23 protein-coding genes are annotated in these 25,168 nt (G+C 72.2%); 8 read left to right on the top strand and 15 right to left on the bottom strand.

The features are described from left to right. Positions 1 to 67: 67 nt before the first annotated feature. Both BIU98_RS05270 and BIU98_RS05275 read right to left on the bottom strand, forming a co-directional pair. The gene (locus BIU98_RS05270; RefSeq protein ID WP_139200574.1) at positions 68 to 961 is read right to left on the bottom strand and encodes a cytochrome c oxidase assembly protein; all 894 of its coding nucleotides are present in this window, start codon (positions 959 to 961) and stop codon (positions 68 to 70) included. A gap of 65 nt (positions 962 to 1,026) precedes the next feature. Beyond that, complete coding sequence (locus BIU98_RS05275) at positions 1,027 to 2,328, bottom strand: acyltransferase (protein WP_071272815.1); 1,302 nt, start codon at positions 2,326 to 2,328, stop codon at positions 1,027 to 1,029. Between the two features lie 164 nt (positions 2,329 to 2,492). Here BIU98_RS05275 and BIU98_RS05280 point away from each other — a divergent pair, with 164 nt between their 5' ends. Both BIU98_RS05280 and BIU98_RS05285 read left to right on the top strand, forming a co-directional pair. After that, on the top strand, positions 2,493 to 3,014 hold the full coding sequence (locus tag BIU98_RS05280; protein ID WP_083393000.1) for a Fur family transcriptional regulator: 522 nt from the start codon (positions 2,493 to 2,495) through the stop codon (positions 3,012 to 3,014). A 77-nt stretch (positions 3,015 to 3,091) separates the two neighbouring features. Continuing rightward, entirely contained in the window at positions 3,092 to 4,621 is a 1,530-nt protein-coding gene (locus BIU98_RS05285; RefSeq protein ID WP_071272818.1) for a catalase, read from the top strand. A gap of 84 nt (positions 4,622 to 4,705) precedes the next feature. Here the strand turns inward: BIU98_RS05285 and BIU98_RS05290 are convergent, their stop codons facing one another. The 3 genes from BIU98_RS05290 to BIU98_RS05300 form a co-directional block, all read right to left on the bottom strand. After that, positions 4,706 to 5,272: a GNAT family N-acetyltransferase gene (locus BIU98_RS05290; protein ID WP_071272821.1), complete on the bottom strand. Its 567-nt coding sequence runs from the start codon at positions 5,270 to 5,272 to the stop codon at positions 4,706 to 4,708. A 182-nt stretch (positions 5,273 to 5,454) separates the two neighbouring features. Next, complete coding sequence (locus BIU98_RS05295; protein ID WP_071272824.1) at positions 5,455 to 6,324, bottom strand: VOC family protein; 870 nt, start codon at positions 6,322 to 6,324, stop codon at positions 5,455 to 5,457. Positions 6,325 to 6,405: 81 nt separating this feature from the next. Then, positions 6,406 to 7,182: an SDR family oxidoreductase gene (locus BIU98_RS05300; protein ID WP_071272827.1), complete on the bottom strand. Its 777-nt coding sequence runs from the start codon at positions 7,180 to 7,182 to the stop codon at positions 6,406 to 6,408. 132 nt (positions 7,183 to 7,314) lie between these two features. Here BIU98_RS05300 and BIU98_RS05305 point away from each other — a divergent pair, with 132 nt between their 5' ends. Next, positions 7,315 to 8,190 carry an AraC family transcriptional regulator gene (locus BIU98_RS05305; RefSeq protein ID WP_071272830.1) on the top strand — a complete coding sequence of 292 codons (876 nt, stop codon included), beginning with the start codon at positions 7,315 to 7,317 and terminating at the stop codon, positions 8,188 to 8,190. Positions 8,191 to 8,210: 20 nt separating this feature from the next. On the opposite strand, the gene BIU98_RS05310 is transcribed toward BIU98_RS05305, so the two are convergent. After that, on the bottom strand, positions 8,211 to 8,531 hold the full coding sequence (locus tag BIU98_RS05310; protein WP_071272833.1) for a hypothetical protein: 321 nt from the start codon (positions 8,529 to 8,531) through the stop codon (positions 8,211 to 8,213). A gap of 107 nt (positions 8,532 to 8,638) precedes the next feature. Here BIU98_RS05310 and BIU98_RS05315 point away from each other — a divergent pair, with 107 nt between their 5' ends. Next, a complete protein-coding gene (locus BIU98_RS05315) occupies positions 8,639 to 9,841 on the top strand; it encodes a PP2C family protein-serine/threonine phosphatase (protein WP_071272836.1) in 1,203 nt (400 codons plus the stop codon). A gap of 671 nt (positions 9,842 to 10,512) precedes the next feature. On the opposite strand, the gene BIU98_RS05320 is transcribed toward BIU98_RS05315, so the two are convergent. Continuing rightward, entirely contained in the window at positions 10,513 to 11,391 is an 879-nt protein-coding gene (locus BIU98_RS05320) for a phosphoribosylaminoimidazolesuccinocarboxamide synthase (protein WP_071272839.1), read from the bottom strand. Further along, positions 11,388 to 12,656, bottom strand: a complete 1,269-nt coding sequence (purD, locus tag BIU98_RS05325) for a phosphoribosylamine--glycine ligase (protein ID WP_071272842.1) — start codon at positions 12,654 to 12,656, stop codon at positions 11,388 to 11,390. Before purD ends, BIU98_RS05320 begins: the two co-directional genes overlap by 4 nt. Positions 12,657 to 12,713: 57 nt before the next feature. Here purD and BIU98_RS05330 point away from each other — a divergent pair, with 57 nt between their 5' ends. After that, complete coding sequence (locus BIU98_RS05330) at positions 12,714 to 13,091, top strand: sterol carrier family protein (RefSeq protein WP_071272943.1); 378 nt, start codon at positions 12,714 to 12,716, stop codon at positions 13,089 to 13,091. 285 nt (positions 13,092 to 13,376) lie between these two features. Here the strand turns inward: BIU98_RS05330 and BIU98_RS05335 are convergent, their stop codons facing one another. Next, on the bottom strand, positions 13,377 to 15,941 hold the full coding sequence (locus BIU98_RS05335) for a LuxR C-terminal-related transcriptional regulator (RefSeq protein WP_139200575.1): 2,565 nt from the start codon (positions 15,939 to 15,941) through the stop codon (positions 13,377 to 13,379). A 122-nt stretch (positions 15,942 to 16,063) separates the two neighbouring features. On the opposite strand from BIU98_RS05335, the gene BIU98_RS05340 reads away from it, so the two are divergent. Next, positions 16,064 to 16,459 (top strand): hypothetical protein, encoded by a 396-nt coding sequence (locus BIU98_RS05340; protein WP_071272848.1) that lies wholly within the window; start codon positions 16,064 to 16,066, stop codon positions 16,457 to 16,459. A gap of 103 nt (positions 16,460 to 16,562) precedes the next feature. On the opposite strand, the gene purF is transcribed toward BIU98_RS05340, so the two are convergent. Continuing rightward, a complete protein-coding gene (gene purF / locus BIU98_RS05345) occupies positions 16,563 to 18,020 on the bottom strand; it encodes an amidophosphoribosyltransferase (protein ID WP_071272851.1) in 1,458 nt (485 codons plus the stop codon). Positions 18,021 to 18,091: 71 nt separating this feature from the next. Here purF and purM point away from each other — a divergent pair, with 71 nt between their 5' ends. Continuing rightward, positions 18,092 to 19,186, top strand: coding sequence for a phosphoribosylformylglycinamidine cyclo-ligase (gene purM, locus BIU98_RS05350; protein ID WP_071272854.1), 1,095 nt, complete (start codon positions 18,092 to 18,094; stop codon positions 19,184 to 19,186). A 179-nt stretch (positions 19,187 to 19,365) separates the two neighbouring features. Here purM and BIU98_RS05355 read toward each other — a convergent pair whose 3' ends face one another. Further along, positions 19,366 to 19,584, bottom strand: coding sequence for a DUF3073 domain-containing protein (locus BIU98_RS05355; RefSeq protein ID WP_071272857.1), 219 nt, complete (start codon positions 19,582 to 19,584; stop codon positions 19,366 to 19,368). A 162-nt stretch (positions 19,585 to 19,746) separates the two neighbouring features. Here BIU98_RS05355 and BIU98_RS05360 point away from each other — a divergent pair, with 162 nt between their 5' ends. Next, entirely contained in the window at positions 19,747 to 20,859 is a 1,113-nt protein-coding gene (locus BIU98_RS05360; protein WP_071272860.1) for an NAD(P)-binding domain-containing protein, read from the top strand. Between the two features lie 140 nt (positions 20,860 to 20,999). Here BIU98_RS05360 and BIU98_RS05365 read toward each other — a convergent pair whose 3' ends face one another. The 4 genes from BIU98_RS05365 to BIU98_RS05380 form a co-directional block, all read right to left on the bottom strand. Next, a complete protein-coding gene (locus tag BIU98_RS05365; protein ID WP_071272863.1) occupies positions 21,000 to 21,440 on the bottom strand; it encodes a DoxX family protein in 441 nt (146 codons plus the stop codon). Between the two features lie 221 nt (positions 21,441 to 21,661). Then, entirely contained in the window at positions 21,662 to 21,973 is a 312-nt protein-coding gene (locus BIU98_RS05370; protein WP_071272866.1) for a DUF3072 domain-containing protein, read from the bottom strand. A gap of 56 nt (positions 21,974 to 22,029) precedes the next feature. After that, positions 22,030 to 22,806, bottom strand: coding sequence for a hypothetical protein (locus BIU98_RS05375; RefSeq protein WP_071272869.1), 777 nt, complete (start codon positions 22,804 to 22,806; stop codon positions 22,030 to 22,032). Between the two features lie 30 nt (positions 22,807 to 22,836). Then, positions 22,837 to 25,050: an APC family permease gene (locus BIU98_RS05380; RefSeq protein ID WP_071272872.1), complete on the bottom strand. Its 2,214-nt coding sequence runs from the start codon at positions 25,048 to 25,050 to the stop codon at positions 22,837 to 22,839. Between the last annotated feature and the right edge of the window lie 118 nt (positions 25,051 to 25,168).

Genomic DNA, 25,168 nt, shown 5'->3' on the forward strand with positions numbered 1-25,168 from the left:
GGGGGGGGGGGGGGGGGGGCAGGCTGAGTCGGCAGGGGACGACGCCGCCCCGGTCGACCGACCCGCGTCAGTCGCGCCGGGCCAGGTGTGCGCGGGTCAGGGCGTCCATCTCCTCGTCGGAGAGGGCGTCGACGTCGTCGGCCTCGCGGCGGTCGGTCCGCTGCCACCGCACGAACAGCGAGATGAGCACGGGTACGTCGGCGACCTCGGCGATGAACCAGAGCAGGTCCCCGGCCAGGTGCTGGTCCCGCAGCGGCGACGGGAACCACGCAGGCCCGGACGCCATCACGGTCGCCCCGTCGAGCACGTGGTTCGTGATCCGCAGCACGATGCCGGGGATCGCGTCGAGCATCAGCTCCACGAAGGCGAGCAGGAACTCCGCGGTCACGAACGTCGACGAGCGCAGGACACCGGGCTCGGACAGCGGCGCGAGCAGGGCGAACCCGAGCAGCGGCACGAGGACGGTGATCGCGACCGCGCCGACCGAGGACGTGCGGAGCGCCGCCGACAGGGGTGTCAGCAGCAGGCAGAACAGCGCGAGTGCGACCAGCGGTGACACGATCGCGGTCCCGAGCACGCGCACCGGACGCGACCCCATGACAGCGGAGGCTGCGTGGGCGAGGCGAGCCGGGCCTCCAGTCCGGAGCAACGTGACGGGCGCGGCGAACGCGGCGAACGTGGGGACCGCGAAGAAGAGGAGTGCCAGGCGGAGCACGAACGCCCAGCGGAGGGTCTGGTCGTACATGCCGACGATGCCGAACTGCAGCACAGCGAAGAGCGCGAGCGCCCCGGCGAAGGACAGCGACCGCCACCAGGGCCACGGCCTGCGGGAGCGGTGAGCACCGACGACGAGCCAGCCGTAGGTGCCCGCCGCCAGGACGAGGAGGGCGACCGCCAGCGGGTCGACGTGCCAGATGCTCCAGAACTCGGACGGTGACGGCGTGGGGAGCCTCCTGCGGATCGCGCTGCAGGATCATCCTGCGACCGCGGGACCGCACTGACCTGGCGAATCCGGTGAGAACCGGCTCAGGCGCGTGCGACCCCGACCGCGGGGACGGTGCGGCAGAGCAGCCACACGCCGATCGGCACCAGCACGGCTCCCGCGAGTGCGACGCCGAGCGACAGGTGCAGCTGCATGACGGCGAACGCCGGACCGATCGTGCAGCACGCGGCGAGGGCGACCACCGGCCAGGCCGGGCGGTCGGTCCCGGGCACCAGGCGGGGGAGCGGGCGGTCGGACCGACGGAGGCCCCGCGCGACGGCGAGTGCGACGGCCAGGACGACGACGAGCGCGATCGGCCGGGTCGCCCACCACGTCGCCGACCCGGGTGTGGGGAACGGGAGCCCGACCAACAGTCCGATGCCGTTCAGCGCGATGTACAGCGGGAGGTGCCAGAGGTAGATCGTCATGCCGTCTCGGCCGAGCACGAAGACGGTGCCCTGCGCCGCCCGCGTCCGCATCAGGCGGGTGAGCGGCGCGTGGACGAGCTGGACCAGGCACGCCTGCGCGACGGCCAGCAGGGCGAGCGGCAGCATCGGCGGGTTGAGGTCCTGCAGCATGTCGGGCGCCCAGAGCCCGACCGACGTCATCGGGACGAGCAGGCCGTACGCGCCGACGGCGACGGCGGCCAGGAGCAGCCGTGACCGACGGGCGAACCAGCCGTCTGCCCAGAGGAAGCCGAGCTGCTGGGCGAAGAGCCACACCGGGCCGAGGTTGAGCAGGCCGACCTCGGCGGTGTCGGTGGCGAAGCGGAGGGCGTCCACCGCGGCGGCGAGGACGAGCAGCCCGGCCAGCGTCCACCACGGAGCACGCGCGTGCAGGCGTGCCATCAGCGGGACGCAGCACTGCGTGATGCCGTAGGCGGCCAGGAACCAGAGCGGCGCCCCGATGCCGAAGGCGACCTCGTCGAGCATCGCGGCGGGCGTGCCGAGCGCGGTGGCGATGCCCAGTCCGATCGTCAGCACCGCGAAGAGCGGCACCGCAGGACGGAAGAGCCGGACGAGCCGGGTCGACACGAAGTCACGGGCGCCGCCTCCGCGGGCGAGGGTGCTCCGCCAGCCGACGGCGCTGGCGAACCCGCCGACGACGAAGAAGAGCGGCATGACCTGGCCGACCCACGTGGCCGCGACGTACCAGTCGAGCTCCTGGAGCGGGCTCGTGACCCGGATGCCGGCGTCGCTCACCCCGACTCCGACCATCGTGACGTGCACGACGACGACGAGGACGACGCAGGCCGTCCGGATGAGGTCGACGACCAGGTCTCGCTGCGCGATGGTCCCCCGGACGTCCGATGCGATGTGCGACCCCTGCACGTTCTTCGTGGACATGTTCGGACGCTAGTGGCCGATCGCGCGTTCCCAGGGGCAGCCCAGCTGATCGCGACCGAACCGTGACATACGTATTCCGGCTCGGGCATGTGTCGGTCGTGCAGCTATCAGCGGATGGCGCTACAGTGGGCGTTGTCTTGACCAGCGCAAAAGAAGGGGTCCTCATGGATGTCGACGCAGACCTGCTCCGCTCCGCAGGACTCCGTGTCACGACCCCGCGTCTCGCCGTCCTCCGGGCGACCGAGACGGTGCCGCACGCGACGGCCGACGACATCGTGACGGCGCTCGCCGCTGAACTGCCGACGACGAGCCACCAGGCGGTCTACGGCGTCCTCGCGGCGCTGACCGGGGCCGGGCTGGTCCGGCGGATCGAGCCCGCCGGCAGCCCGGCGCGCTACGAACGGCGCACCGGCGACAACCACCACCACATCGTCTGCACGATGTGCGGCACCATCGCCGACGTCGACTGCGCCGTGGGGCACGCTCCCTGCCTGACGCCGTCCGACGCCCGCGGCTTCGCCGTCACCACGGCCGAGGTCACCTACTGGGGGATCTGCGAGGCCTGCGCGGCCGACGAGCGCGCCGACGCCGAGGCCGAGCCGGCACCCGCCGGTGCCATGAGTGCCGATGCCGAGCCGGCACCCGCCGATGCCGTGCGCCCCGACGCCGAGCCGGCACCCGCCTGACCCACCCCGTCGGCCCGGCCGACCCACGAGCTACCCGAGCATCCCTGTCCGAACCACGCCCCACCCCAGGAGGAACCGTGTCCGACCAGAACACGCCGACCGGCACCCCGTCCAGCACGCCCACCACCACGACCAACAGCGGCGCTCCCGTCTCGAGCGACGAGCACTCCATGGGTGTCGGCGCCGACGGCCCCATCGCCCTGCACGACCACTACCTCGTCGAGAAGCTCGCCCAGTTCAACCGCGAGCGGGTCCCGGAGCGCGTCGTCCACGCCAAGGGCGGCGGTGCGTTCGGCACCTTCACCGTCACGCAGGACGTCAGCCGCTTCACGCGTGCCGCGTTCCTGCAGCCGGGTCAGCAGACCGAGATGCTCGCGCGCTTCTCCAGCGTCGCCGGCGAGCAGGGCTCCCCGGACACCTGGCGCGACCCCCGCGGCTTCGCGCTGAAGTTCTACACGACCGAGGGCAACTACGACCTCGTCGGCAACAACACCCCGGTGTTCTTCATCCGCGACGGCATCAAGTTCCCCGACTTCATCCGCTCGCAGAAGCGCCTGCCGGGTTCGCACCTCCGTGACCACGACATGCAGTGGGACTTCTGGACCCTGTCGCCCGAGTCGGCGCACCAGGTCACGTGGCTGATGGGCGACCGCGGCCTGCCGTCGAGCTGGCGCCACATGGACGGCTTCGGGTCGCACACCTACCAGTGGATCAACGCCGACGGCGAGCGCTTCTGGGTGAAGTACCACTTCAGCACCGAGCAGGGCCACGCGACCCTGACGCAGGAGGACGCCGACCGCATCGCCGGTGAGGACGCCGACTTCCACATCCGCGACCTCCACGAAGCGATCGAGCGTGGGGACAACCCGCGCTGGACCCTCGCGGTGCAGGTCATGCCGTACGAGGACGCCGCCAGCTACCGCTTCAACCCGTTCGACCTGACGAAGGTGTGGCCGCACGCGGACTACCCCCTCATCGAGGTCGGCACGATGGAGCTCAACCGCAACCCGGAGAACTACTTCGCGCAGATCGAGCAGGCGACCTTCGCCCCCTCGAACTTCGTCCCCGGCATCGCGGCGAGCCCCGACAAGATGCTCCTCGCGCGCATCTTCAGCTACGCGGACGCCCACCGCTACCGCGTGGGCACGAACCACGCGCAGCTGCCGGTGAACGCCCCGAAGAACGAGGTGCACTCGTACTCGAAGGACGGCGCCATGCGCTTCGACTTCCAGAAGTCCGAGGTCCCCGTGTACGCGCCGAACTCCCTCGGTGGCGCACACGCCGACCCGACCGCCACGGACGACGCCCCGGGCTGGGAGTCCGACGGTGCGCTGCAGCGTTCCGCCGCGACCCTCCACCCCGAGGACGACGACTTCGGCCAGGCCGGCACGCTCTACCGTGAGGTCCTCGACGACGCCGCCCGCGAGCGCCTGGTCGGCAACATCGCCGGCCACGTCTCCAAGGTGACGCGCGACGACCTGCGCGAGCGCGTGTTCGCCTACTGGACCAACGTCGACCCCGACCTGGGTGCGCGCGTGCGCGCCGCGGTCGCGCCGAGCGCGCCGGGATCGAACGAGGACCCGGAGAAGGTCGCCGTCCAGGCGTAGCCCCAGCCGTTCCGCACAGACGGGAGGCACGGTGCCAGCTGGCACCGTGCCTCCCGTCCGTCGTCGGTCGCGTCGCTTGCTGGTCTAGACCTGTTGTCCGTTCAGCCAGATGGGGCCACTCGGCCAGTCCTCGAGCGCGGCGGTGACCGGGCGCACCATCCAGCCGCCCTGCTCGGTGTTGGTGACGCCCGCGCCCTCCGCGGTGAACGCGCTGAAGGTGGCGACCGCGCCGGGCAGCTCGTGCCAGCCGACGTGGCTGTAGAACGGGACGCGGTCCTCGCCCGTGCCGAGGAAGCCGTACGGCACGCGGAGCCCCTCGAGCACCGTGTCGGTGCGGGTCATCAGCTCGCGGCCGACGCCCGTCCCCTGCAGTCGGGGCGCGACCGCGACGAGGCCGGTGTCGCCGACCAGCAGGTCCTCGCCGCCGACCGTGACGAACATCCGCCGGATGCCCACGTGTGCCAGCACCACGCCGTCGGCGTCGTGGGCGAGCACGCGGCGCTCGGGCTGCATGCCGGACCAGCTCCGACCGCCCACGAACCAGTGCGACCAGTCCGGGAACGCCTGCCCCAGCATCGCCGCGATCGCCTCGTGGTCGGGGAGTGACAGCGTGCTCTCCTCGACCACCTCCCACCGGATGTCGTCGCTCATCCGTCCATCCTGCACGGTCCTGCCAGGTGAGCGTCGCGCCGGACGCAGGCCGAGCCTCCCGTGCGAGGTTGGTCACTCCGTGCGCCGCATCAGCGTCGCACCACGTTGCGGACCTCGCACCAGCCGAGCAACCGCGCACGGTGCGAGCAGCGCACCGTCCGGCGAGCAGCGCCGCCCCACCCTCACCCCCGCCCGGCCGCCGTGACCTCGATGCGGTTCGCCCACGGGTCCTCGAACGCGACGGTGCGCCCGTCGTCGGCCGTCTGCACGCCGTGGTCCCGCATCCGAGCGGTGAGTGCGCCGAGGTCGTCGACCCCCGGCACCTCGATCCGCACGAGCCCCAGCCCGAGCGCCAACTGCCGCCGCCCGGCCCCGCGGGAGTTCCACGTGTTCATCGCCATGTGGTGGTGGTACCCGCCGGCGCTGACGAACAGGGCCTCGCCGAAGCCCGCGGTCGTGGCGAACCCGAGCTGGTCGACGTAGAACGCGCGGGCGCTGGCGACGTCACCGACGGACAGGTGCACGTGCCCCACCCGGGCCGGACGCGCACCGGCGTCGGACAGCCCGGTCGACGTCAGGTGCTCCTGCAGGAAGGCGTTCGGGTCGACGTACTTCGTGTCCATGTCGACCATGCCGTGCGTCCACGACCACTCGGTGCGGTCGCGGTCCCAGTACAGCTCGACGCCGTTGCCCTCGGGGTCGGTGAAGTAGAACGCGTTGCTGACGAGGTGGTCCGCGCTGCCGGTGAACGTCTGCGGGTACCTGGTCGCGACGGAGTACAGCGCTGCGGCCAGGTCGGCGCGGGTGTCGAACAGGACGGCGGTGTGGAAGAGGCCGGCCTCGTGCGCTCCGGCATGTGCGAGGACCGGCGCGTGCTCGAGCACCACGATCGGTGTCGTGCCCCGCCCGAGCACGGCGACTCCGCCCGTGTTCGACAGCAGCGTGAGCAGGACGCCGTCGCGGTAGTAGGCGATCATCCGGTCGAGGTCGGCCACGCGGAGGGTGACGGCGCCCATGCCGGTGTCGGCGGCGAGGAGGTCCTGGGTCTGCATGGCACCAGTCTCCGTCCATTTGGTTGACGCGTCAACCAAATGGACGGAGCAGGCCAGGATCGGCAGGACGGGCAGCGCGACTCAGCGCGCGCTGAACCCGCCGTCGGACTTCAGCAGCTGCCCGTTCACCCAGCCGCCGTCCGGCCCGCAGAGGAACCCGACGAGGGCAGCGGTGTCGCTCGGCATCGACGGGCGCCCGCCCGGCGTCTGGTCGATCGCGGACTGGCGGATCGCGTCGGTCATCCACCCGGTGTCGTTCGGGCCGGGGTTGACGAGGTTCGCGCTGACGTGGACGTCCGCGAGCTCCTGCGCGGCGCCGATCACCAGCCGGTCGAGTGCGCCCTTGCTCGTGCCGTACGGCAGGTTGAACGCGACGTGGTCACTCGTCAGGGCGATCAGCCGACGCCGGTCGACGGGGGCGTCGACGCCGGCCCGGAGCCGTGCCGCGTACGCCTGCACGATGAGGAACGGCGCGCGCACGTTCACCGCCATGTGCCGGTCGAACGACTCGAGCGTGGTGGTCGCGAAGTCCGAGCCGACCGACTCGCAGTGCGACATCACGACGGCGGTGACGGGGGCGCCCGCCTCGGTCTCGGCGCGGCCGACGAGTGCGGCTGCCTGCTCGGGATCGGCCAGGTCGGCCGGGAGGCGCGACACGCGTGCGCCTGCGTGCTCGCACTCGGCGATGACGGAGTCGACGCCCTCGGGATCGGCCGCTCCGTGCACCCGGGCGTCGTAGGGGCCCCACCAGGACAGGGCCAGGTCCCAGCCGTCGGTCGCCAGCCGCGCCGCGAGCGCGGCGCCGATCCCGGCTCGTCGACCGACACCGGTCACCAGGGCGAGGGGTCTGTGGGACATGCTCCGAGCCTCCCGACCGGCGCGTCGGTGCGCCGTCCTGCCCACCCTGACACCGGGGCTCTGCCCCTGCACACGCGACGCGCGGGCGCGAGCCACCAGGGACAGACCCTCACGTCGCGGTACCGTTCTCGCGTGGGCGAGACCGAGACCGAGGGCGCGGCGGGGGCGCCGTTCGAGTACCGCACGGGCGGCGACGACGACGTCTCGGTGCACCGCATCGGGACGAACGGTCCGCAGACGGGCACGATCGGTCCGCGTCCTGCACACGTGTTGTTCTGGCTGTCGGACGGGCACGCCGTCGTGACCGCCGACACCGGTGACCGCTGGGAGGTCGGACCCGGCCGGCCGGTGATGCTCTCAGCTCCGGTCGCCTACGCGTTCGACACCGACGCCACCCGGATGACGCTGCTGCACCTCACGCCGGCGTACCTCGATGCCGTGGCCGCTCGTACCTCCGACGACGGCGCCGCGGGCGAACCGTGGGAGTTCGTGCAGCCAGAGGCCTCGGACATCCGACTCGAACCACTCCGCGCGCTGCTGCGCGAGGTGACCGCGCAGATCCTCGACCCCGATCTGCCGCCGTCCGACCGTCAGAGCGTGAACCGGCGCGTGGCGAAGGTCGTGCTGTCGACGTTCACGCGCTCCCGGGCGGACGTCGAGAACCGGCTGCGGCGGGCGGTCCGGTTCGTGCACGACACGGCGGCGGACGACATCACCGTCGGGGACATCGCCGACGCGGCCGGGCTCAGCGAGCGCGGCATCCAGGACCTGTTCCGCCGGACGCTCGACGTGACGCCGATGCGGTACCTGCGCGAGGTCCGACTGGACCGGGTGCACCTGGAGCTCCAGGCGCGACCGGCCCGCGTGGTCGTCACCGTGCAGGACGTGGCACGGCGGTGGCAGTTCATGCACCTCGGCCGGTTCGCGGCGAGCTACCGCGAGCGCTTCGGCGAGAGCCCGCACGAGACGGTCGAACGGGCAGGGTCAGGCCGCAGTCACCGCGACTGAGCCGAGCAGCGGCGTTGGGTTCAGCAGCCGATCGAGGACAGCGTGACGTCGGTCACCTTGCCGCTCTCGATCATCGCCGTCTGCGTGCAGAGGTCGTTCGCGCGGACCGTCACCTTGCCCACGGCGATGCCCGCGAAGCGCAGGGTGTCACCGGGGAACGCCCGCTGCTGTGCGGCGGTGCGACCGTTCGGCACGAGGACCTCGACGCGGTACTGGTGCTCGGCCTCGTTCTGCGACACCGTGACGGTGATGCGGCCGGTGGAGTCCTGGGCGCCACACCCGGACAACGTCAGCGCCGCTGCGAGGCCGACGACGAGCACGGTGGCGGAGCGACGGATCACGCGACAAGCCTACGACGCCGACCCGTGGGGGTTGACCCGCCTACTGGGGGCAGGAGTCCTCTGATGGGGGGACAGGCGATGTCCGGTTGGCGCGCTAGCGTGGAGGCATGACAGTCGGAACCGGGACGAGCGTGCAACCGACGTCCCGTCCGGACGCCGTGAAGCGAGCTGCGCTCCTCGCGGCCCTCGACGTCGTGCACGGCGGGCCCGAGGAACGCTTCGAACGGATCACCCGCATCGCGCGGGAGGCCTTCGGCGTCTCGGGCTCCTTCCTCAACCTCGCGGACGAGGACCACCTCGTCATCAAGTCGCAGCAGAGCGACGAGGTCTTCGCCGGCCCCATCCCGCTGCAGGACACCTTCTGCGGTCGGACCATCGCCGAACCGGGCGCCGTGCTGGTGCCCGACGCCCTGGTCGACGACCGCTTCCGCGACCTCCCGATGGTCACCGGCGACCCGAACGTGCGCTTCTACGCCGGCGTCCCGCTGCGGCTCGGCTCCGACGACGTCAAGGTCGGAACGCTGTGCCTCATCGACCAGCAGCCCCGGACGCTCACCCCCGACGACGTCGCCCTGCTCCGCGAGCTCGGCACCTGGGCGGAACGCGAGCTCGCCGCCGGCGCCGACGAGGACCGCCTGCGCTCCGTGCTCACCGGGCTCGAGCCGGACCCCGTCGACGTGCCCGGCTACCGCGTCGACGGCATGTCGGTCCCGCACGGCGTCGTCTCCGGCGACTTCCACGACTGGCACCGGTCCGGGGACGCCCTCGTCGTGACCGTGTCCGACGTGATGGGCAAGGGCATGTCGGCGGGACTCCTCGGTGCCGGCATCCGCGGCGCCGTCCTCGCCCGCGGCGACGAGCAGCCCGCCATCGCCGTGGCAGCGCTCGAACGACAGGTCGCGCCCGAGCTCAGCCGTGCCGAGTCCTTCGCGACGTTCTTCCACGGACGCCTCGACACGGCGACCGGGCACCTCGACTTCGTCGACGCCGGACACGGCCTCGTGCTGCAGCTGCACGCCGACGGCACCGAGACCATCCACCGGTCGCTCGACCTGCCGCTCGGGCTGCACCCCGCAGGGCTGCCCCGGACCGCCGGGGCCCTGGTGCTCGAGCCGGGTGACACCCTCATCGTGGTCAGCGACGGCGCGCTCGAGCTGTGGGACTCCACGCTCGCGTCGCTCTCGCGTCTGGGCGGGCTGTACCGGAAGGCGACGGACACCGCGTCCTTCCTGGAGCGCATCCGCGCCCGCGCCCGCACCCACGACCCGGGCGACGACCTGACGGTCGTGGTCATCGCGCGCGAAGGCTGACGCCGGGGCGTGCGGCCGGGCGGGGCTGTGGTGCGGCCGGACTGTGGTGCGGCGTCGACCACTCCGTGCGAGGTTGATCCGACGCACGGAGTGCGCAAGCTCGCACCGGCTGGGACACCGCGCACGGTGCCGCCGTCCTGTGGCCAGCCACCGTCGGACTGGAGGCCGTGCTCACGACGTCCGCCGAGCCTCCAGTCCGCCCCGGTGCCGGTGCCGGTGCCGGTGCCGGTGCCGGTGCTGGTGCCGGTCCGCCACCGCGTCGCCGTGCCGAGGAGTCGGGCTCCGTCGCTGCGCGACGCCAACCGTCCGCCGAGTGGTCGGGTCCTGTCGCTCCGCGACGCCCCCCGTCCGCCGAGTGGTCGGGTCCTGTCGCTCCGCGACGGCGAGCGGTCACGTTCTGTCGCGTGCGAGGGCGTGAGGCGACGGAATGTGGCCGCTCGGCGGACGTGAGCGGGGTGTCGTGACCGGTCGGCGGGGCGCCGGGGCTGCGGGTGCGTGCTGCATGTCGCCTCGGCGGGCTGGGCGCACACGGCGCCCGGTGCCGCGTTGCGCACCCGGTGCGAGGACGTGCGGGGGCACCGGGTGTGCAAGCTCGCACCGGGCGGGCGACTCCGCACGGTGCGGCGGGGCGGCAGCGCGAGCCGCAGCGCGGGCCCACGCCGGCCCGAGCGTCAGGCGCCGAGGCGCTCGATGAGCTCGCGGTACCGGGCCGCCGTGCGCTCGACGATCTCGTCGGGGAGCACCGGCGGCGTGCCCTGGCGGTCCCAGTGCGCGCTGAGCCAGTCCCGCACGATCTGCTTGTCGAACGAGTCCGTGCGGTTGCCGGCGTCGTACGAGGAGGCGTCCCAGTAGCGGCTGGAGTCGCTCGTCAGGACCTCGTCCCCGATGCGGATCTGCCCGTGGGTGTCGTGCCCGAACTCGAACTTCGTGTCCGCGATGATGACCCCGCGCTGCAGGGCGATCGCAGCGGCTTCGGAGTACACGTGCAGCGAGAGGTCGCGGAGCGTCGCAGCGACCTCGGCACCGACGAGCTCCTCCGTGCGCTCGAACGAGATGTTCTCGTCGTGCTCGCCCTGCGGTGCCTTGTACGCCGGCGTGTAGATCGGCTCGGGGAGGCGGTCGCCGTCGGAGAGGCCAGCGGGGAGCGGCACGCCGCAGACGCTGCCGGACTCCTGGTACTCCGCCCAGCCGCTGCCGGAGAGGTAGCCGCGCACGACGCACTCGACCGGGAACATCCGCAGCGGCATCACGTGCATGGCCCGGGATGCGACCGAGTCCGGCACCGGGGTCGTGGTGGACGAGGGGTGGTGCAGGTGGTTCGGGACGTCGCCGAGCTGGGTGAACCAGAAGCGGGACAGGCGTGTGAGGAGCTCGCCCTTGCCCGGGATCGGCGGCTCGAGGGCGAAGTCGTAGGCGCTGACGCGGTCCGACGCCACGAGGAGCAGCTCGGTGGCACCGGCGACGTTCGCGGTGGTGGCCGGGACGTAGAGCTCGCGGACCTTGCCGGACGAGACGTGCTTCCAGCCGTCGATCTGGGGTGCGGCGTTCATCGGGCGACCTTCGTGGCGATGTCGGTGCGGAACTGGGCGCCGGGCAGGGTGATGTCGTGCAGGCCGGCGTAGGCGCGGTCCCTGGCCTCGGTGAAGTCGGACCCGGTCGCGACCACGCTGAGGACACGGCCGCCCGTGGCGACGAGCTCGCCGTCGAGCACGCCGGTGGCGGCGTGCAGGACGGAGACGCCCGCGCGCGCGTTGGCGGCGTCGACACCGGTGATCGGTCGCCCGGTCTTCGGGTTCTCGGGGTAGCCCTCGCTCGCCAGGACGACGGTCACCGCGACCTCGTCGTGGAACGCTGGTGCGGGGGTCCCGCCGAGCTGACCGCCGGCTGCCGCGAGCAGGAGTGCGCTGAGCGGGGTGGCCAGGCGGGGGAGCACGACCTGGGTCTCCGGGTCGCCGAACCGGGCGTTGAACTCGATGACCCGCACGCCCTGCTCGGTCACGATCAGCCCGCAGTAGAGGAGCCCGACGAAGGGGGTGCCCTCGTGTTCGAGCTGGCGGACGGTCGGCAGTGCGACCAAGTCGGTGACCTCGTCGACGAAGGCCTGCTCGGAGCCCCAGCGGTCGGCGAGCCAGGGGAGCGGGGAGTAGGCGCCCATCCCGCCGGTGTTCGGGCCCACGTCGCCGTCGCCGAGGCGCTTGTAGTCCTGCGCGGGGCTGAGCGCGCGGACGTCGTGGCCGTCGCTGAGGAAGAACAGGGAGACCTCTTCGCCGTCGAGGAACTCCTCCACCACGACCGGGCCGTGCTGCAGCCAGTAGGTCGCGTGGTCCACGGCGGCCTGGCGGTCGTCGGTCACGAGCACGCCCTTGCCCGCGGCGAGCCCGTCGGCCTTGACGACGTACGGCGCACCGAGCTCGTCGATGGCGGCGATCGCTTCGTCCAACGTGCCGGCGGAGAGCGGCCTGCCCGTGGGGACGGCGGCCTCGGCCATGATGCGCTTCGCGAAGGCCTTCGAGCCCTCGAGCGCAGCGGCGGCCTTGCTCGGGCCGAACACCGGGATGCCGCGGGTGCGCAGGGGGTCGGCGACGCCGGCGATCAGGGGGGCCTCCGGGCCGACGACGACGAGCTCGACACCGTTCTCGAGCGCGTACTCGGCGACGAGTGGACCGTTCGTGGGGTCGAGCGACACGGTCTCGACGTCGGCGGCGATGCCGGCGTTGCCGGGCGCGGCCGTGATGACGTGGCCGGCCTGCTCCGCCAGGAGCGCCGTGATGATCGCGTGCTCGCGGGCACCGGAACCGAGGACGAGGATTCGCACCCGATCACCCTACCGAGCCACGGCTGCCCGCTGGGGTGCACCGGCTAGCCTGTGGAGATGGCCCGCAGGATGATCGACGACGCCGAGGGCGCAGCAGCACTGCGCGCCGTCGTCGACGGGGCCACGGACCGTCCGCTCGTCGCCACGGCCGTGCGGTGGACGCTCCAGCGGCTCGCCGAGGACGTGCCGGGCAACAGCGTCGAGGTCCGCGTGCCGCCGTTCGCCGCCGTGCAGGCCGTGCCCGGGCCGCGGCACACGCGGGGGACCCCGCCGAACGTCATCGAGACGGACGCGGCGACGTGGATCGAGCTCGCGACCGGGACGCTCCGCTGGGACGACCCGACCGCTGCCGTGCGCGTCAGCGCCTCGGGTTCCCGAGCGGACCTGGCGTCGTTCCTGCCCGTGCGGACGCAGGGACTCGGCCCCGCCGACTGACGACCACGCTCCCGGTACCCGGGGGGATCGAATTAGGTAGTGCCTACCGATGTGGCAGTTCGTACCGCAGCCGTAGCGTAGAAGTCGCCGGGATTCGGACCCGACCCGAACGGGTCCGAACCCGGCGACATCGCCCACGGTACGCGACAACCGTCGTTCCGTGTCAACCATCCGGCGTGGCGTGCTGCATTCCGCAACCCGATTGCGGATTCTGTCGCGCCCGGACGTGGGCAGCGGACACCCGCGGACCGCCAGGCAACAGACGCCAGACGCCCAGCGTGCGCCTCAGACCAGGTCCGCGAGCTCCGACCGCGCGTGCAGGTCCCACTTCGCGAAGATCCGCGACATGTGTGCGTCGATCGTCCGCACGGACAAGCCGAGCTGCTCCGCGATGGCCCGGTTCGACAGCCCCTCGGCGGCGAGCTCCGCGACCTCGTACTCCCGACGGGTCAGCGGCGGTCGCGAGCGCTTGGCCGTCACGTACATGCCCCGCGCGGCGAGTGCCCCCTGGGCGGCGATGGTCCTGGTGCCGTCCCCGGCCAGCACCGCGTCGGCGTACTCGCGCACGGCGGCCGCCATCGGCCCGTCGACGTGGTCGACCACGGCGCGGAGCCGCCCGATGGACGCGGCCGGGTCCCGTCCGTTCATGAGGTCGTTCGCGTACAGCAGGACCTCGCCGAACATCACGCTCGTCCAGGCGCCGTCGGCGGTGGCCCGCTCGATGACCTGCTGCGCGTGCTGCACGCCGGCGGGGTTGCCGAGCGCGGTCTCCGCCCAGGCGATCGAGATCGGGATCTGCTCGCCGGTGATCCGCATGGCCCGCAGGGGGACGCTCCGTGCACGCTCGAGCGCGACGCCGGCCTCCTCGGCCCGACCGGCGGACGCGAGCGCCATGGCCAGCCGTGCCCACGGGTACGCGCCGAACCCGCCGTGGTCGGCCACGGCGTAGCGCTCGCACGCCGCCGAGAACGCGGTGACGGCGTCGTCCCACCGGCGCTGCCCGATCGCCAGGTTGCCGACGCCGATGAGCTCGAGGGTGAAGTCGTACTTCAGGAACGGGCTGGACCGCTTGACCGAGATCTGCGTGATGAGGTCGTCGTAGTCGCCGCGCCAGACCTGCACCTGGTGCATGACGGACAGCAGCTCGCCGACGCTCCACGGGGCTTCCTCGACGTGGACGGTCGCGGTCGCGAGGGCCGCCCGCCCGAGGTCCATGGCGTCCTCGAGCCGTCCGCCCGTCGCCAGGGCCATCACGGCACACGGGGCGACACAGAGGAACGACATCGGCACGGTCGGGGCGTCGACGATGCCGGAGCGCTCGACCTCGGCGCGGACCCCGGTGAAGTCGCCGCCCCAGCCGAGGTGTGCCAGGCGCAGCAGGCGGAGACGCTCGACACCCTCCGGCCCGACGAACGCGGTGGCGGTGTCGGTGAGGGCGACTGCGGCCTGGACGTCGTCGTCGTGGAACTGCCGGATGTTGGCCAGGGTCTCGCAGGCCTCGATCACCGCGGCGTCGGGGACCTCGTCGTGGCGGGTGCTGGCGATCTCCCACGCGGCTTCGGCGTCGGCACGGCCAGCCTCCCGCCCGCTGCTGTACCCGCGGGCCAGGGACCGCAGGCAGTGGGCGGCGACCTGCTGGGCGGCGCTGAGGTCGGCACGGAGCGCGGCCGAGCTCAGGGCGACGGCGCTCTCGTGCTCCTGCAGACGACCGGCGACCTGCGCGGCGTCGAGCAGCTGCGGCACCGGCGGGAGCACCCCGCACTCGATCGCCCAGAGCGCAGCGCGGAGGCGAGCGGCGGGAACGGCACCGGCGGGGTGGTCGGTGCGGAAGGCGTTGGCGCGGGCGAAGAGCGTCGTCCGACGGGCCACGGGGACGAGCGACCGGACGACCTCGCCGACCAGGGGGTGCGACGGGCGCACGATCGGGGCACCGTCGGCGAGCGAGTCGATCCGCACGAGGCCGAGCGCGACGACCCGGTCGACGTCCCCACCGCCGACGAGCCCGAGCAGCCGGGACAGCGGGATCGGGTCGGCGAGCGCCACGATGTCGACGACGTCGCGGAGGTCCTCCGGCAGCGCACCGAGTTCCGTCCGGTACATGTCGGCGAGGCTGTTCGACGCGGTGATCCGCCCGCGCCAGTACCACCCCGAGGCGGTCTGGTCGAGGTCCCCGGAGGCCAGCGCCGCCCGCACGACCTCGCGCAGGTACAGCGGGTTGCCCTCGGTCGCCCGGTGCACACGCTCCACGGACGCCGACTCGAGCGGGGCGCCGAGGGCGTTGCCGATGAGCGTCGCGGTGTCGTTGAGGTCGAGCGGACCGAGGTCGATCCGCTCGAGCAGGTCGTCCTGCCACAGGGAGCGCAGCGGCTCGGCGAGGGCGGTGAAGTCACGGCACGTCAGCACGAGCCGCGCGCCCTGGTTCCGGACGAGCCAGGCGACGTACCTGGCGGAGATGGCGTCGAGGTGGTCGGCGTCGTCGACCCGGAGCAGCAGGTCGCGGTCGACGACGTCGGCGGCCTCCCGGAGGCGCTGCTCGGCACCGGCCTGGTCGGCGAGCAGCTCGGCAGGCAGGTCGCCGAGCTGTTCGGACACGGCGCTGAACGGCATGGTCGAGCCGGCGGCCACGGCGGTGATCGGCACGACGAGTGTCCGGTCAGCGCTGTCCCGGCGGGCGACGCGGTCGGTCACGCGCGCCGCTGCGGTGCTCTTCCCGAGGCCGGGCGCCCCCACCAGGGCGACGCTCGTGCCGTGCTCGGCGACGACGGCGACGGCGCGGTCCTCTTCACGGCGCTGCACGACGGGCCAGGCGATCCGTGCGGGCACGGCGCTGCGCCGGTGTTCCGGCAGCATCGGTCCGGCCATCCTGCGTCACCCCCCACCCGTCGGATACCAATCGGTACGGAACCATCATCTCCCGGATCCGCGTCCGTCGTGCGGCCCCGGTACGTCCCAAGGTGGGGGACAATGGGGTCGTGAGCACCACCGACCACCCCGACGACGCTGCCGCGCCCGCACCCGACACTGCTTCCACCTCGGACGAGGTCACCATCCGGCGCGCGCCCAAGTTCGGGGTCTTCATCGTCGGTGGGGCCCTGCTCGGCTTCCTCGTCACCGTCATCGTGATCGCCGCGACGATGAACATCGACCGTGGTGACAAGACCGAGACGGTCGGCTTCAGCGGCCTGGTCGGCTACTTCGGCCTGTGGGGCGTCACCATCGGCATGGCCGTCGGTGCCGTCGTCGCCGTGGTCCTGGACCGCGTGCTCGCCCGCCGCGCAGCCCGCCTCACGGCGGAGCGCATCGCCGTCGACCTGCCCCCCGAGACGGTCGAGGGCGAGATCGACGACCACGGCGACCAGGCGCGCTGACCGCCACCGGTCACGACGTGGCCGGCCATGCACGGACGGGAGGCACGGTGCCAGCTGGCACCGTGCCTCCCGTCCGTCGTCCTGGTCGCGACCAGGACCGCGCTCAGCTGAGCTGGTTGGCCTCGACCCACGACAGGTACTCGGGGCTCACCGTGCCGGTGACGTACTCACCGGTGAAGCAGCTCATCTCGAGGTCGGTGACGTCGGAGCCCTCGATGATGGCGTCCCGCATGTCGCCGATCTCCTGGTAGATCAGGTGGTCGCTGCCGAGCACGCGGTTGATCTCCGGGATCTTCCGGTCGTGCGCGATGAGCTCCTGCCGCGTCGGCATGTTGATGCCGTAGACGTGCGGGAACCTGACCGGGGGAGCGGCGGAGGTGAAGGTGACCTCGTTCGCGCCGGCGGCCCTGGCCATCTCCACGATCTCCTTGCTCGTCGTGCCGCGCACGATCGAGTCGTCGACGATGAGGATGTTCTTGCCCTTGAACTCGGACGACATCGCGTTGAGCTTCTGGCGCACCGAGCGCTTGCGCTCCGCCTGCCCGGGCATGATGAACGTCCGGCCGACGTAGCGGTTCTTGTAGAAGCCCTCGCGGTACTCGATGCCGAGCTTCTGCGCGACCTGCATGGCAGCGGGGCGCGAGGAGTCCGGGATCGGCATGACGACGTCGATGTCCCCGGTGGGGGCGTACTGCGCGATCGTGTCGGCGAGGCGGTTGCCGAGGCGCAGGCGGGCGTCGTACACGGAGATGCCGTTCATCACGGAGTCCGGACGGGCCAGGTAGACGTACTCGAACGAGCAGGGCACCAGGCGCGGGTTCTTGGCGCACTGGCGGGCGTGCATCGTGCCGTCCATCTCGATGAAGACGGCCTCGCCGGGGGCGACGTCGCGGACGATCTCGTACCCGCCCGACTCGAGGACGAGCGACTCGGACGTGACGACCCACTCGGAACCGCCGGCGTCGCTGAAGCGGTGCCCGAGGATGAGCGGCCGGATCCCGAACGGGTCGCGGAAGGCCAGCAGCCCGTGGCCCGCGATCGTGGCGATGGCGGCGTAGGAGCCCTCGACGCGCTCGTGCACGCGCTCGACGGCGTCGAACACCTGCCCGGCGTCGAGCTCACGGCCGCGCACCTGGCCCTGGAGCTCGTGCGCCAGGACGTTGACCAGCAGCTCGGTGTCGGAGCTCGTGTTGAGGTGTCGACGGTCGATGTCGAACAGCTCGCGCGTGAGCTCCCGTGTGTTCGTCAGGTTGCCGTTGTGGACGAGGACGATGCCGTACGGCGCGTTCACGTAGAACGGCTGGGCCTCTTCCTCGTTGCTCGCGGTGCCCTTGGTGGCGTAGCGCACGTGGCCGAGGCCCATCGTGCCGAGCAGTGCCCGCATGTCACGGGTGCGGAAGGCCTCACGGACGTGCCCGCGGGTCTTGTGCATGTGGTGGATGTGCCCCTCGACCGTGGCGATGCCCGTCGAGTCCTGTCCCCGGTGTTGCAGGAGGAGCAGTGCGTCGTAGATGGATTGGTTTGCTGGCCCCTGATTGACGAGGCCGACGATGCCGCACATGCGCGGAGTGCTCCAGACCGTAGGATCGGGTGGTACCGAACAAGTCTGCCATGCCCCGCGGAGGACGACGTATGCCCAACCCCTACGCCGAGGCCGGCGTCGACACCGCTGCCGGTGACCTGGCCGTCGAGCTCATGAAGTCCGCCGTCTCGGCGACGCACAACGCGTCCGTGCTCGGCGGTGTCGGCGGGTTCGCCGGGCTCTACGAGGTGTCGTTCCTGAAGGACTTCTCACGGCCGCTGCTCGCCACGTCCACGGACGGCGTCGGCACGAAGGTCGCGATCGCACAGGCCATCGACAAGCACGACACCATCGGACAGGACCTCGTCGGCATGGTCGTCGACGACATCGTCGTGGTCGGTGCGAAGCCGATGTTCATGACGGACTACATCGCCTGCGGTCGGGTCGTCCCCGCGCGCATCGCGGACATCGTCGCCGGCATCGCGCGGGGGTGCGCCGACACCGGCACGGCCCTGGTCGGTGGCGAGACGGCCGAGCACCCCGGGCTCCTCGGGCCGGACGACTACGACGTCGCCGGTGCGGCGGTCGGCGCGGTCGAGGCCTCGTCGCAGCTCGGCGCGCACCTCGTGCAGGACGGCGACGTCGTCGTGGCGATCGCGTCCTCCGGCCTGCACTCGAACGGCTTCTCGCTCGTGCGGCACATCCTGGGGCAGCGTGGCGTCGGCTACGCGGACTCGCTGCCCGAGTTCGGCGGCCTGGTGGGAGAGGCCTTGCTCGAGCCGACGCGCCTGTACACGACGCCGCTCCTGGCGCTCCTCGACGCCTTCCCCGGCGCCGTGCACTCGCTCTCGCACGTGACCGGTGGTGGCATCGCCGCGAACCTGGCGCGCGTGCTGCCCGTCGGTTCCTGGGTCGAGGTCGACCGCGCCACGTGGGAGCCCCTGCCCGTCTTCCGGGTGCTCGCCGACATGGCCGGCACCCCGATCGAGGACACCGAGGGCACGTGGAACCTCGGCATCGGGATGTTCGCGGTCGTCGACGCGGCCCAGGCGGACCAGGTCATCGCGTCGCTCGGGGCTGCCGGGATGGCGTCGTGGTCGGTCGGCGCGGTGTCGATGTCCGAGCGGGCGCTCGACGGCTTCGAGCAGGGCGCCAAGGGCGTCGACGGCGGGGCCGTGCGGCTGACGGGGGCGTACGCGGGCTGAGGTTCGCGCGCGCTCGGGCTGTTCCGACTCGGAACGACGCGGCGTCCGACTCCGAACGACATCGTCGACGTCGTACGACCTCGACGTTGTCGTTCGGAGTCCGCCCGGCCTCCCGGCACCGCCCGTACACGCAGAAACGCCGCGCTGCCCATGGGGCGCGCGGCGTCGTCGAGCCTGACTCAGGCGGACTTGTTCTGGTCCTGCTGGGTCTCGAGCTCGTCACCTTCGTCGAAGGGCTCTGGACCGTACTGGTCTGCCCAGCGGTCCTCGTAGTCCTCGCCGTCGTTCTGCCCTGTGGACAGCTCGCGTTCGAGTGCACCGTAGTTGGTCTCGGGGCTGAAGTACTTCAGCTCCCGAGCGACCTTGGTGTGCTTTGCCTTCTGACGGCCGCGCCCCATGCGTGACCCCCTCGTGTGTCGGCTCGTGTCCGGTCTGTCGGGAGAGGAGTGTCACCCGGTGAATCCGAACGGTTCGTGGTTGGAAATCTGCCGATCACTCTACCATGTAGCCCTATCTGGACCTGCCCCACGGGCCTTGAGCATCCAGCAGGATCGGAAGTGATGACGGACCCGACACCGACCCTCGACGACCAGCACGCCCGCGTGGTGGTGATCGGCGCCGGACAGGCCGGTCTGTCGGTCGCCTGGCACCTGCAGCGCCTCGGGCTGGTGCCCGGGACGGACATGATCGTCCTCGACCGCGCCCCGAGCACGGGCGGCGCGTGGCAGTTCCGCTGGCAGGCCCTGCGGCTCGGCGCTGCGCACCGGGTGCACGACCTGCCCGGGATGCACGAGATGGGCCTGCGGTTCGACGACGCCGACCGGGCCCGTCCCGCTCGTGACGTCGTCGGCGAGTACTACCGCCGCTTCGAGCAGCACCACGACCTCCGTGTGCGACGTCCGGTGCAGGTGACGAGCGTCGAGCGTGCGGGATCCGGACTGTGCGTGTCGACCCGGGGCGCGGACGGCACGGCCACACGGATCCTGGCGGACGTCGTCGTGAACGCGTCGGGCACCTGGGGCACCCCGTTCGTCCCCTGGTACCCGGGCCGCGACGTGTTCGGCGGGCGGCAGGTCGACACCACGGAGTACCGGTCGGCGTCGGCGTTCGCCGGGCAGGACGTCGTCGTGGTCGGGGGTGGCACGAGCGCGATCGGGTTCCTGCTCGAGCTCGACGGAGTTGCCCGCTCCACGCGGTGGTTCACCCGTCGCCCGATGATGTGGTCGGACGGCTCCGCGCTCGACGTCGAGTCCGCGGTCGGGGCGGTCGCGGAACAGGACCGGGCAGCGCGTGCCGGCGAGGTCCTGCCGAGCATCGTCAGCGGCACCGGCGTCCCGGTGTCTCGGCGCATCCGGGCTGGCCTGGACCGCGGGGTGCTCCGCGACGAGCCGATGTTCCAGCGCTTCGACGAGGACGGCGTGGTGACCGCCGACGGCGAGCACGTGCACGCCGATGCGGTCATCTGGGCCACGGGCTTCCGGGCGGACCTCCGGCACCTGGCGCCGCTGCACCTGCGGACGGCGAAGGGCGGCGTGGTCGTGGCCGACGGGCGGTCCGAGGACGAACCCCGGCTCTTCCTGGCCGGCTACGGCCCGCAGGCGTCGACCATCGGCGCGAACCGGGCCGGCCGGCGGATCGCTCGCCAGGTGATGGCGGCGCTCGACGCGTCCTGACCTCGCACCGTGCAGGGCCTTCCGCCCCGTGCGAGCTTGCACACCCCGTGCGCGCCCACAGGCCCGCACGGGGCGGTCAGCCTCGCACCGAGCCGCCCGCGCCTCGCACCGAGCCGCCCGCGCCTCGCGGCGCCGCCGCCCTACGCGGCCAGGGGCTCCTCGACGCCGAGGCGACGACGACGCGCACGCAGCACGACCGCGTCGAGGGAGAACCGCCCGGGTCCGGTCAGCGCGACTGCGAGCGCACCGGCGGCCAGCACGAGCACGAACTCGAAGCCGCCCGACTGCGCGAAGAACCCGGCCTCGCCGTGCGCCAGCACCCCCGCTGCCACCATGTCGATCGCGAGCAGTGCCGCGACGACCCGCGTCGCGACCCCGAGCACGAGGAGCGCGCCGCCGACGAGCTCGAGCCCGGCGACGAGCGGTGCGGCGACCTCGGCGAACGGGACGCCCATCCCGGAGAAGCCCGAGGCGACGGCGGGGATGCCCTGCCCGACCTTCTGGGCTCCGTGGGCGATGAAGACCACCCCGAGGACGACGCGGAGGACGGTCAGGCCGATGGAAGTCGATGTCGTTCGCATGGCCCCGAACGTACGAGGTGACGTGTCACGCATCCAACATGTCGGGGGTTCTCTGCAGACATCACCAGGGGATGCCCAGGCCGGCCGCCACGACGGCGACGCCGGACGGAGCCCGCACGGTGCGAGATCGCTCGGCCGGAACGGGAACTGCCACCCCGTGCGAGCACAGCAGCTCGCACAGGGTGGCCGACGTCGCACCAGGCGACGGGATCAGCGTCGCGTCAGGACGTGGCGCCGATCGTGCCGGAGTCCGAGGCCTCGCCGTCGGGCGTGCCGCGGCCGGTCTGGTGCTGCAGACGGTCGATGTGCTCGGACGCCTCGGCCTTGGTCAGGTCGGCGGAGAGCTCCTCGCCGGCCTCTCGAGCCAGGGTGTCGAGGTAGCTGCGCTGCGGGCCGGTCATGGGCTCGTCGCCGGTGACCCACTGCTCCGGGTCCTTGCTGGCGGTCGTGGACGGGTCCGGACGGGCCCCGCCGAGGGTCTCGCCGTCGTTCGAGGGCTCGGAGGGGGACGGGGAGGAGGTTGCATCGGTCATGCCACGGACGGTACGCCGCACCCACTGACACCCGGCGACCCGCGGGCCGGAAGACGCTACGCCGCGCCCGACTCGTCCACGGGCACGTTCGTGTACCGCACCAGGTCCGGCCCGACCTCGTTCGCCGCGAGCGGCACCGACCGCCCGTCCCGCGTGACCCAGAGCGTGTTGCCCGGCTCGTCGAGTCGTTCCACCGGGTGCAGTGACCCCTCGAGCAGCACCGCCGCACGGACTTCCACCCGACCGGAGGATGTGCGCGGGGGCAGCCCAGGCACGTCGTCCGCGAACACCGGGTAGGTGCCGGGCGCCAGCAGCGGGCTGATCGGCGTCGTGACGATCTCCACGCCGGCGGCCCCGGTCGGCGTCGCGACGTCAGCGGTCACGGTGACCAGCCGGACCACCTGGTCCTTCGGCAGTGGCGCGTCCACGACGCCGGACGCGGCCAGCGCGCGGAAGGCGGGCCGGCCGTCGGGGCCGAGGTGGGCCTCCTGGCCGTCGATCCGGACGCGACCGCGTCCGCGCGTGTCCGCGTAGATGCCGGGCTCCAGGCCGGAGCGCCGGGCCTCGACGAGCGGCACGACGACCCGGTCGGGCCGGTACCAGTCGCGGAGCGTGGCCGGGTCGACCCAGCCGATGCTCGCGACGCCACGGGCCAGTTCGGCGTCGTCGTCGACGGCGCGTTCGTCGAGCGCGCCGAGCGGGTGTTCGCCGCGGACGGCGACGAGGCCCTCGTACCGGTCGTCGAGGTGGTCGAGGACCTCGACGCGCTTCGACACCTTGCCGCCGTGGCCGTCGAACGTCGCCCAGGTGCGCAGTTCGGGAGCGTTGGTCATGGGGTCACATCGTATTCCGGGAGGCTCGGCTCACTCCGAGGACGTCGGCCTGCGGGCCGCGGACGCCGCCACCAGGGCACGGATCTCACCGGTGCAGAGGGCCGGGTCGACGCCCTCGGCGGGGCCGGCCGGTCGGGTCGCACGGCGCGACTGCAGGCTGTTCCGCTGGGCCGATCGGAGGATGCGGTCCTCCTCCTCACTGCGGAAGACCCCGTTCGGCGACCGTCGGAGCGGGGGTCGCACGGGCTCACCACGGCGGTCCTGCCCGGGGAAGGGGCGCGAGCGGCGACCGTAGAGCAGCTCGGAGGAGTCGAGGAGCCACGGCACGAGGGCGACGGTCACCCCGTGCACGAGCAGCAGCTTCTTCCGGATCCGTCGGCCGCGGTGGTTGTGGAGCAGCCCCTCCCACCAGTGCCCGACGATGAAGATCGGCGTGTAGACGGTGACGACCTCCGATCCGTGCGCTGCCCGGTGCGCCTTGATGTAGGAGATCAGCGGCATCGAGATGTCGCGGTACGGGCTCGGCACCATCGTCAGCGGGACCTCGATGCTGTGCTCGGCCCACTGCTGGCGGAGGTGCGCGGCGTCGGCGTCGTCGATGGCGACGTGCACGGCCTCGAGCCCGGCGTGCTTCGCGGCGATGGCGTAGTCGAGCGCCTTGAGTACCGGCTTCTGCAACTTGTTCACCAGGACGATGGCGTGGTCGCCGGTCGCGCCGAACTGGGTCTCGACGTCGGCCTCGACCTCGTGCTTGACGTCGCGGTAGTAGCGGTTCACGCCGAGCATCAGCACGTAGAGCACCGGCATGATGAGGAAGACCAGCCAGGCGCCGTGCGTGAACTTCGTGATCGTGACGATGACCAGGACGACCAGGGTGAACGTCGCGCCGATCGCGTTGATCGTCCGCGAGCGCACGACCTGACCGCGGTGCACGGGCTCGTCCGCCGTGCCGTCACGATCCGCGCGGAGCAGCCGCGTCCAGTGCACGACCATGCCCGTCTGGCCGAGCGTGAACGACACGAAGACGCCGATGATGTACAGCTGGATGAGGCTCGTGACGTTCGCCCGGTACACCACGAGCAGCGCGGCCGCGACGAGCGCCAGCACGATGACGCCGTTCGAGTAGATGAGTCGGTCGCCGCGCGTCGACAGGGCCTTGGGTGCGTAGGAGTCCCGCGCCAGGATCGATCCGAGCAGCGGGAACCCGTTGAACGCCGTGTTCGCCGCCAGGAGCAGCACCGCGGCCGTCGTCGCCTGGATCACGAAGAACAGCACGGAGTTGTCCCCGAAGGTCGCCGCCGCGATCTGCGCGATGAGGGAGCGCTGCGGCGTGGTCGCGCAGTTCGCGAAGCCCACCAGGTCGCAGGCCCGTTCGGCGTAGTGCACCCGCGACACGAGCGCGAGCGTGATGAGCCCGATGAACAGGACGATCGCGATGCCGCCCATGGCCACCAGGGTCGCCTGGGCGTTCCGCACCTTGGGTCGGCGGAAGGCCTGCACGCCGTTCGCGATCGCCTCGACACCCGTCAGCGCCGAGCAACCGGACGCGAACGCGCGGAGGAGCAGCAGGATGAACGCCGCCTGCGTGGTGTGCTCGACGTTCTGCACCGTGTACCCGGCCGACTCCGCGACGGGAGGGTGCCCCGCGGCGACCCGAACCAGGCCGGTGACGACCATCACGAAGACACTGGCCACGAACAGGTACGTCGGGACGGCGAAGGCCTTGCTCGACTCCCGCACACCGCGCAGGTTCGCGGCCGCGAGCAGCACGACGAAGACCAGTGCGAGCTCGACGCGGAACGGGTTGAGCATCGGCAGCGCGGAGATGATGTTGTCCACGCCAGAGGCCACCGACACCGCCACCGTCATGACGTAGTCGACGAGCAGGGCGCTGGCCACGACGAGCCCGGCCTTCTCGCCGAGGTTCCGGTGCGCGACCTCGTAGTCGCCGCCGCCGGACGGGTACGCCTTGATGAGCTGGCGGTAGGACGCGACCACGACGACGAGCAGCAGCACGACGAGCGCGGCGACCCACGGCGCGAAGGTGAGGAACGCCATCCCGCCGAGCAGCAGGATCATCAGCAGCTCCTGCGGGGCGTACGCCACCGAGGAGAGCGGGTCGCTCGCGAAGATGGGGAGCGCGAGGTGCTTCGGGAGGAGCTGGCCCTCGAGCTTCTCGGAGGGGAGCGGATCCCCGATCAGCCGCGACTTCAGCGACCGGATCTCGTTCGTCACGAGCGGCAAACCTACTCACATCCGCGCGCGAGTCAACACTGTGCGGACGGACAGGCAGGCGACGGTCCGGTCCACGCGCTGGTGCGGTGGCCGGCCGTGCCGGCGGACGGGAGGCCCTGGTCGCCCC

The sequence above is a fragment of the Curtobacterium sp. MMLR14_010 genome, from assembly GCF_001865015.1.
In the GTDB taxonomy this organism is placed as follows: Bacteria; Actinomycetota; Actinomycetes; order Actinomycetales; family Microbacteriaceae; genus Curtobacterium.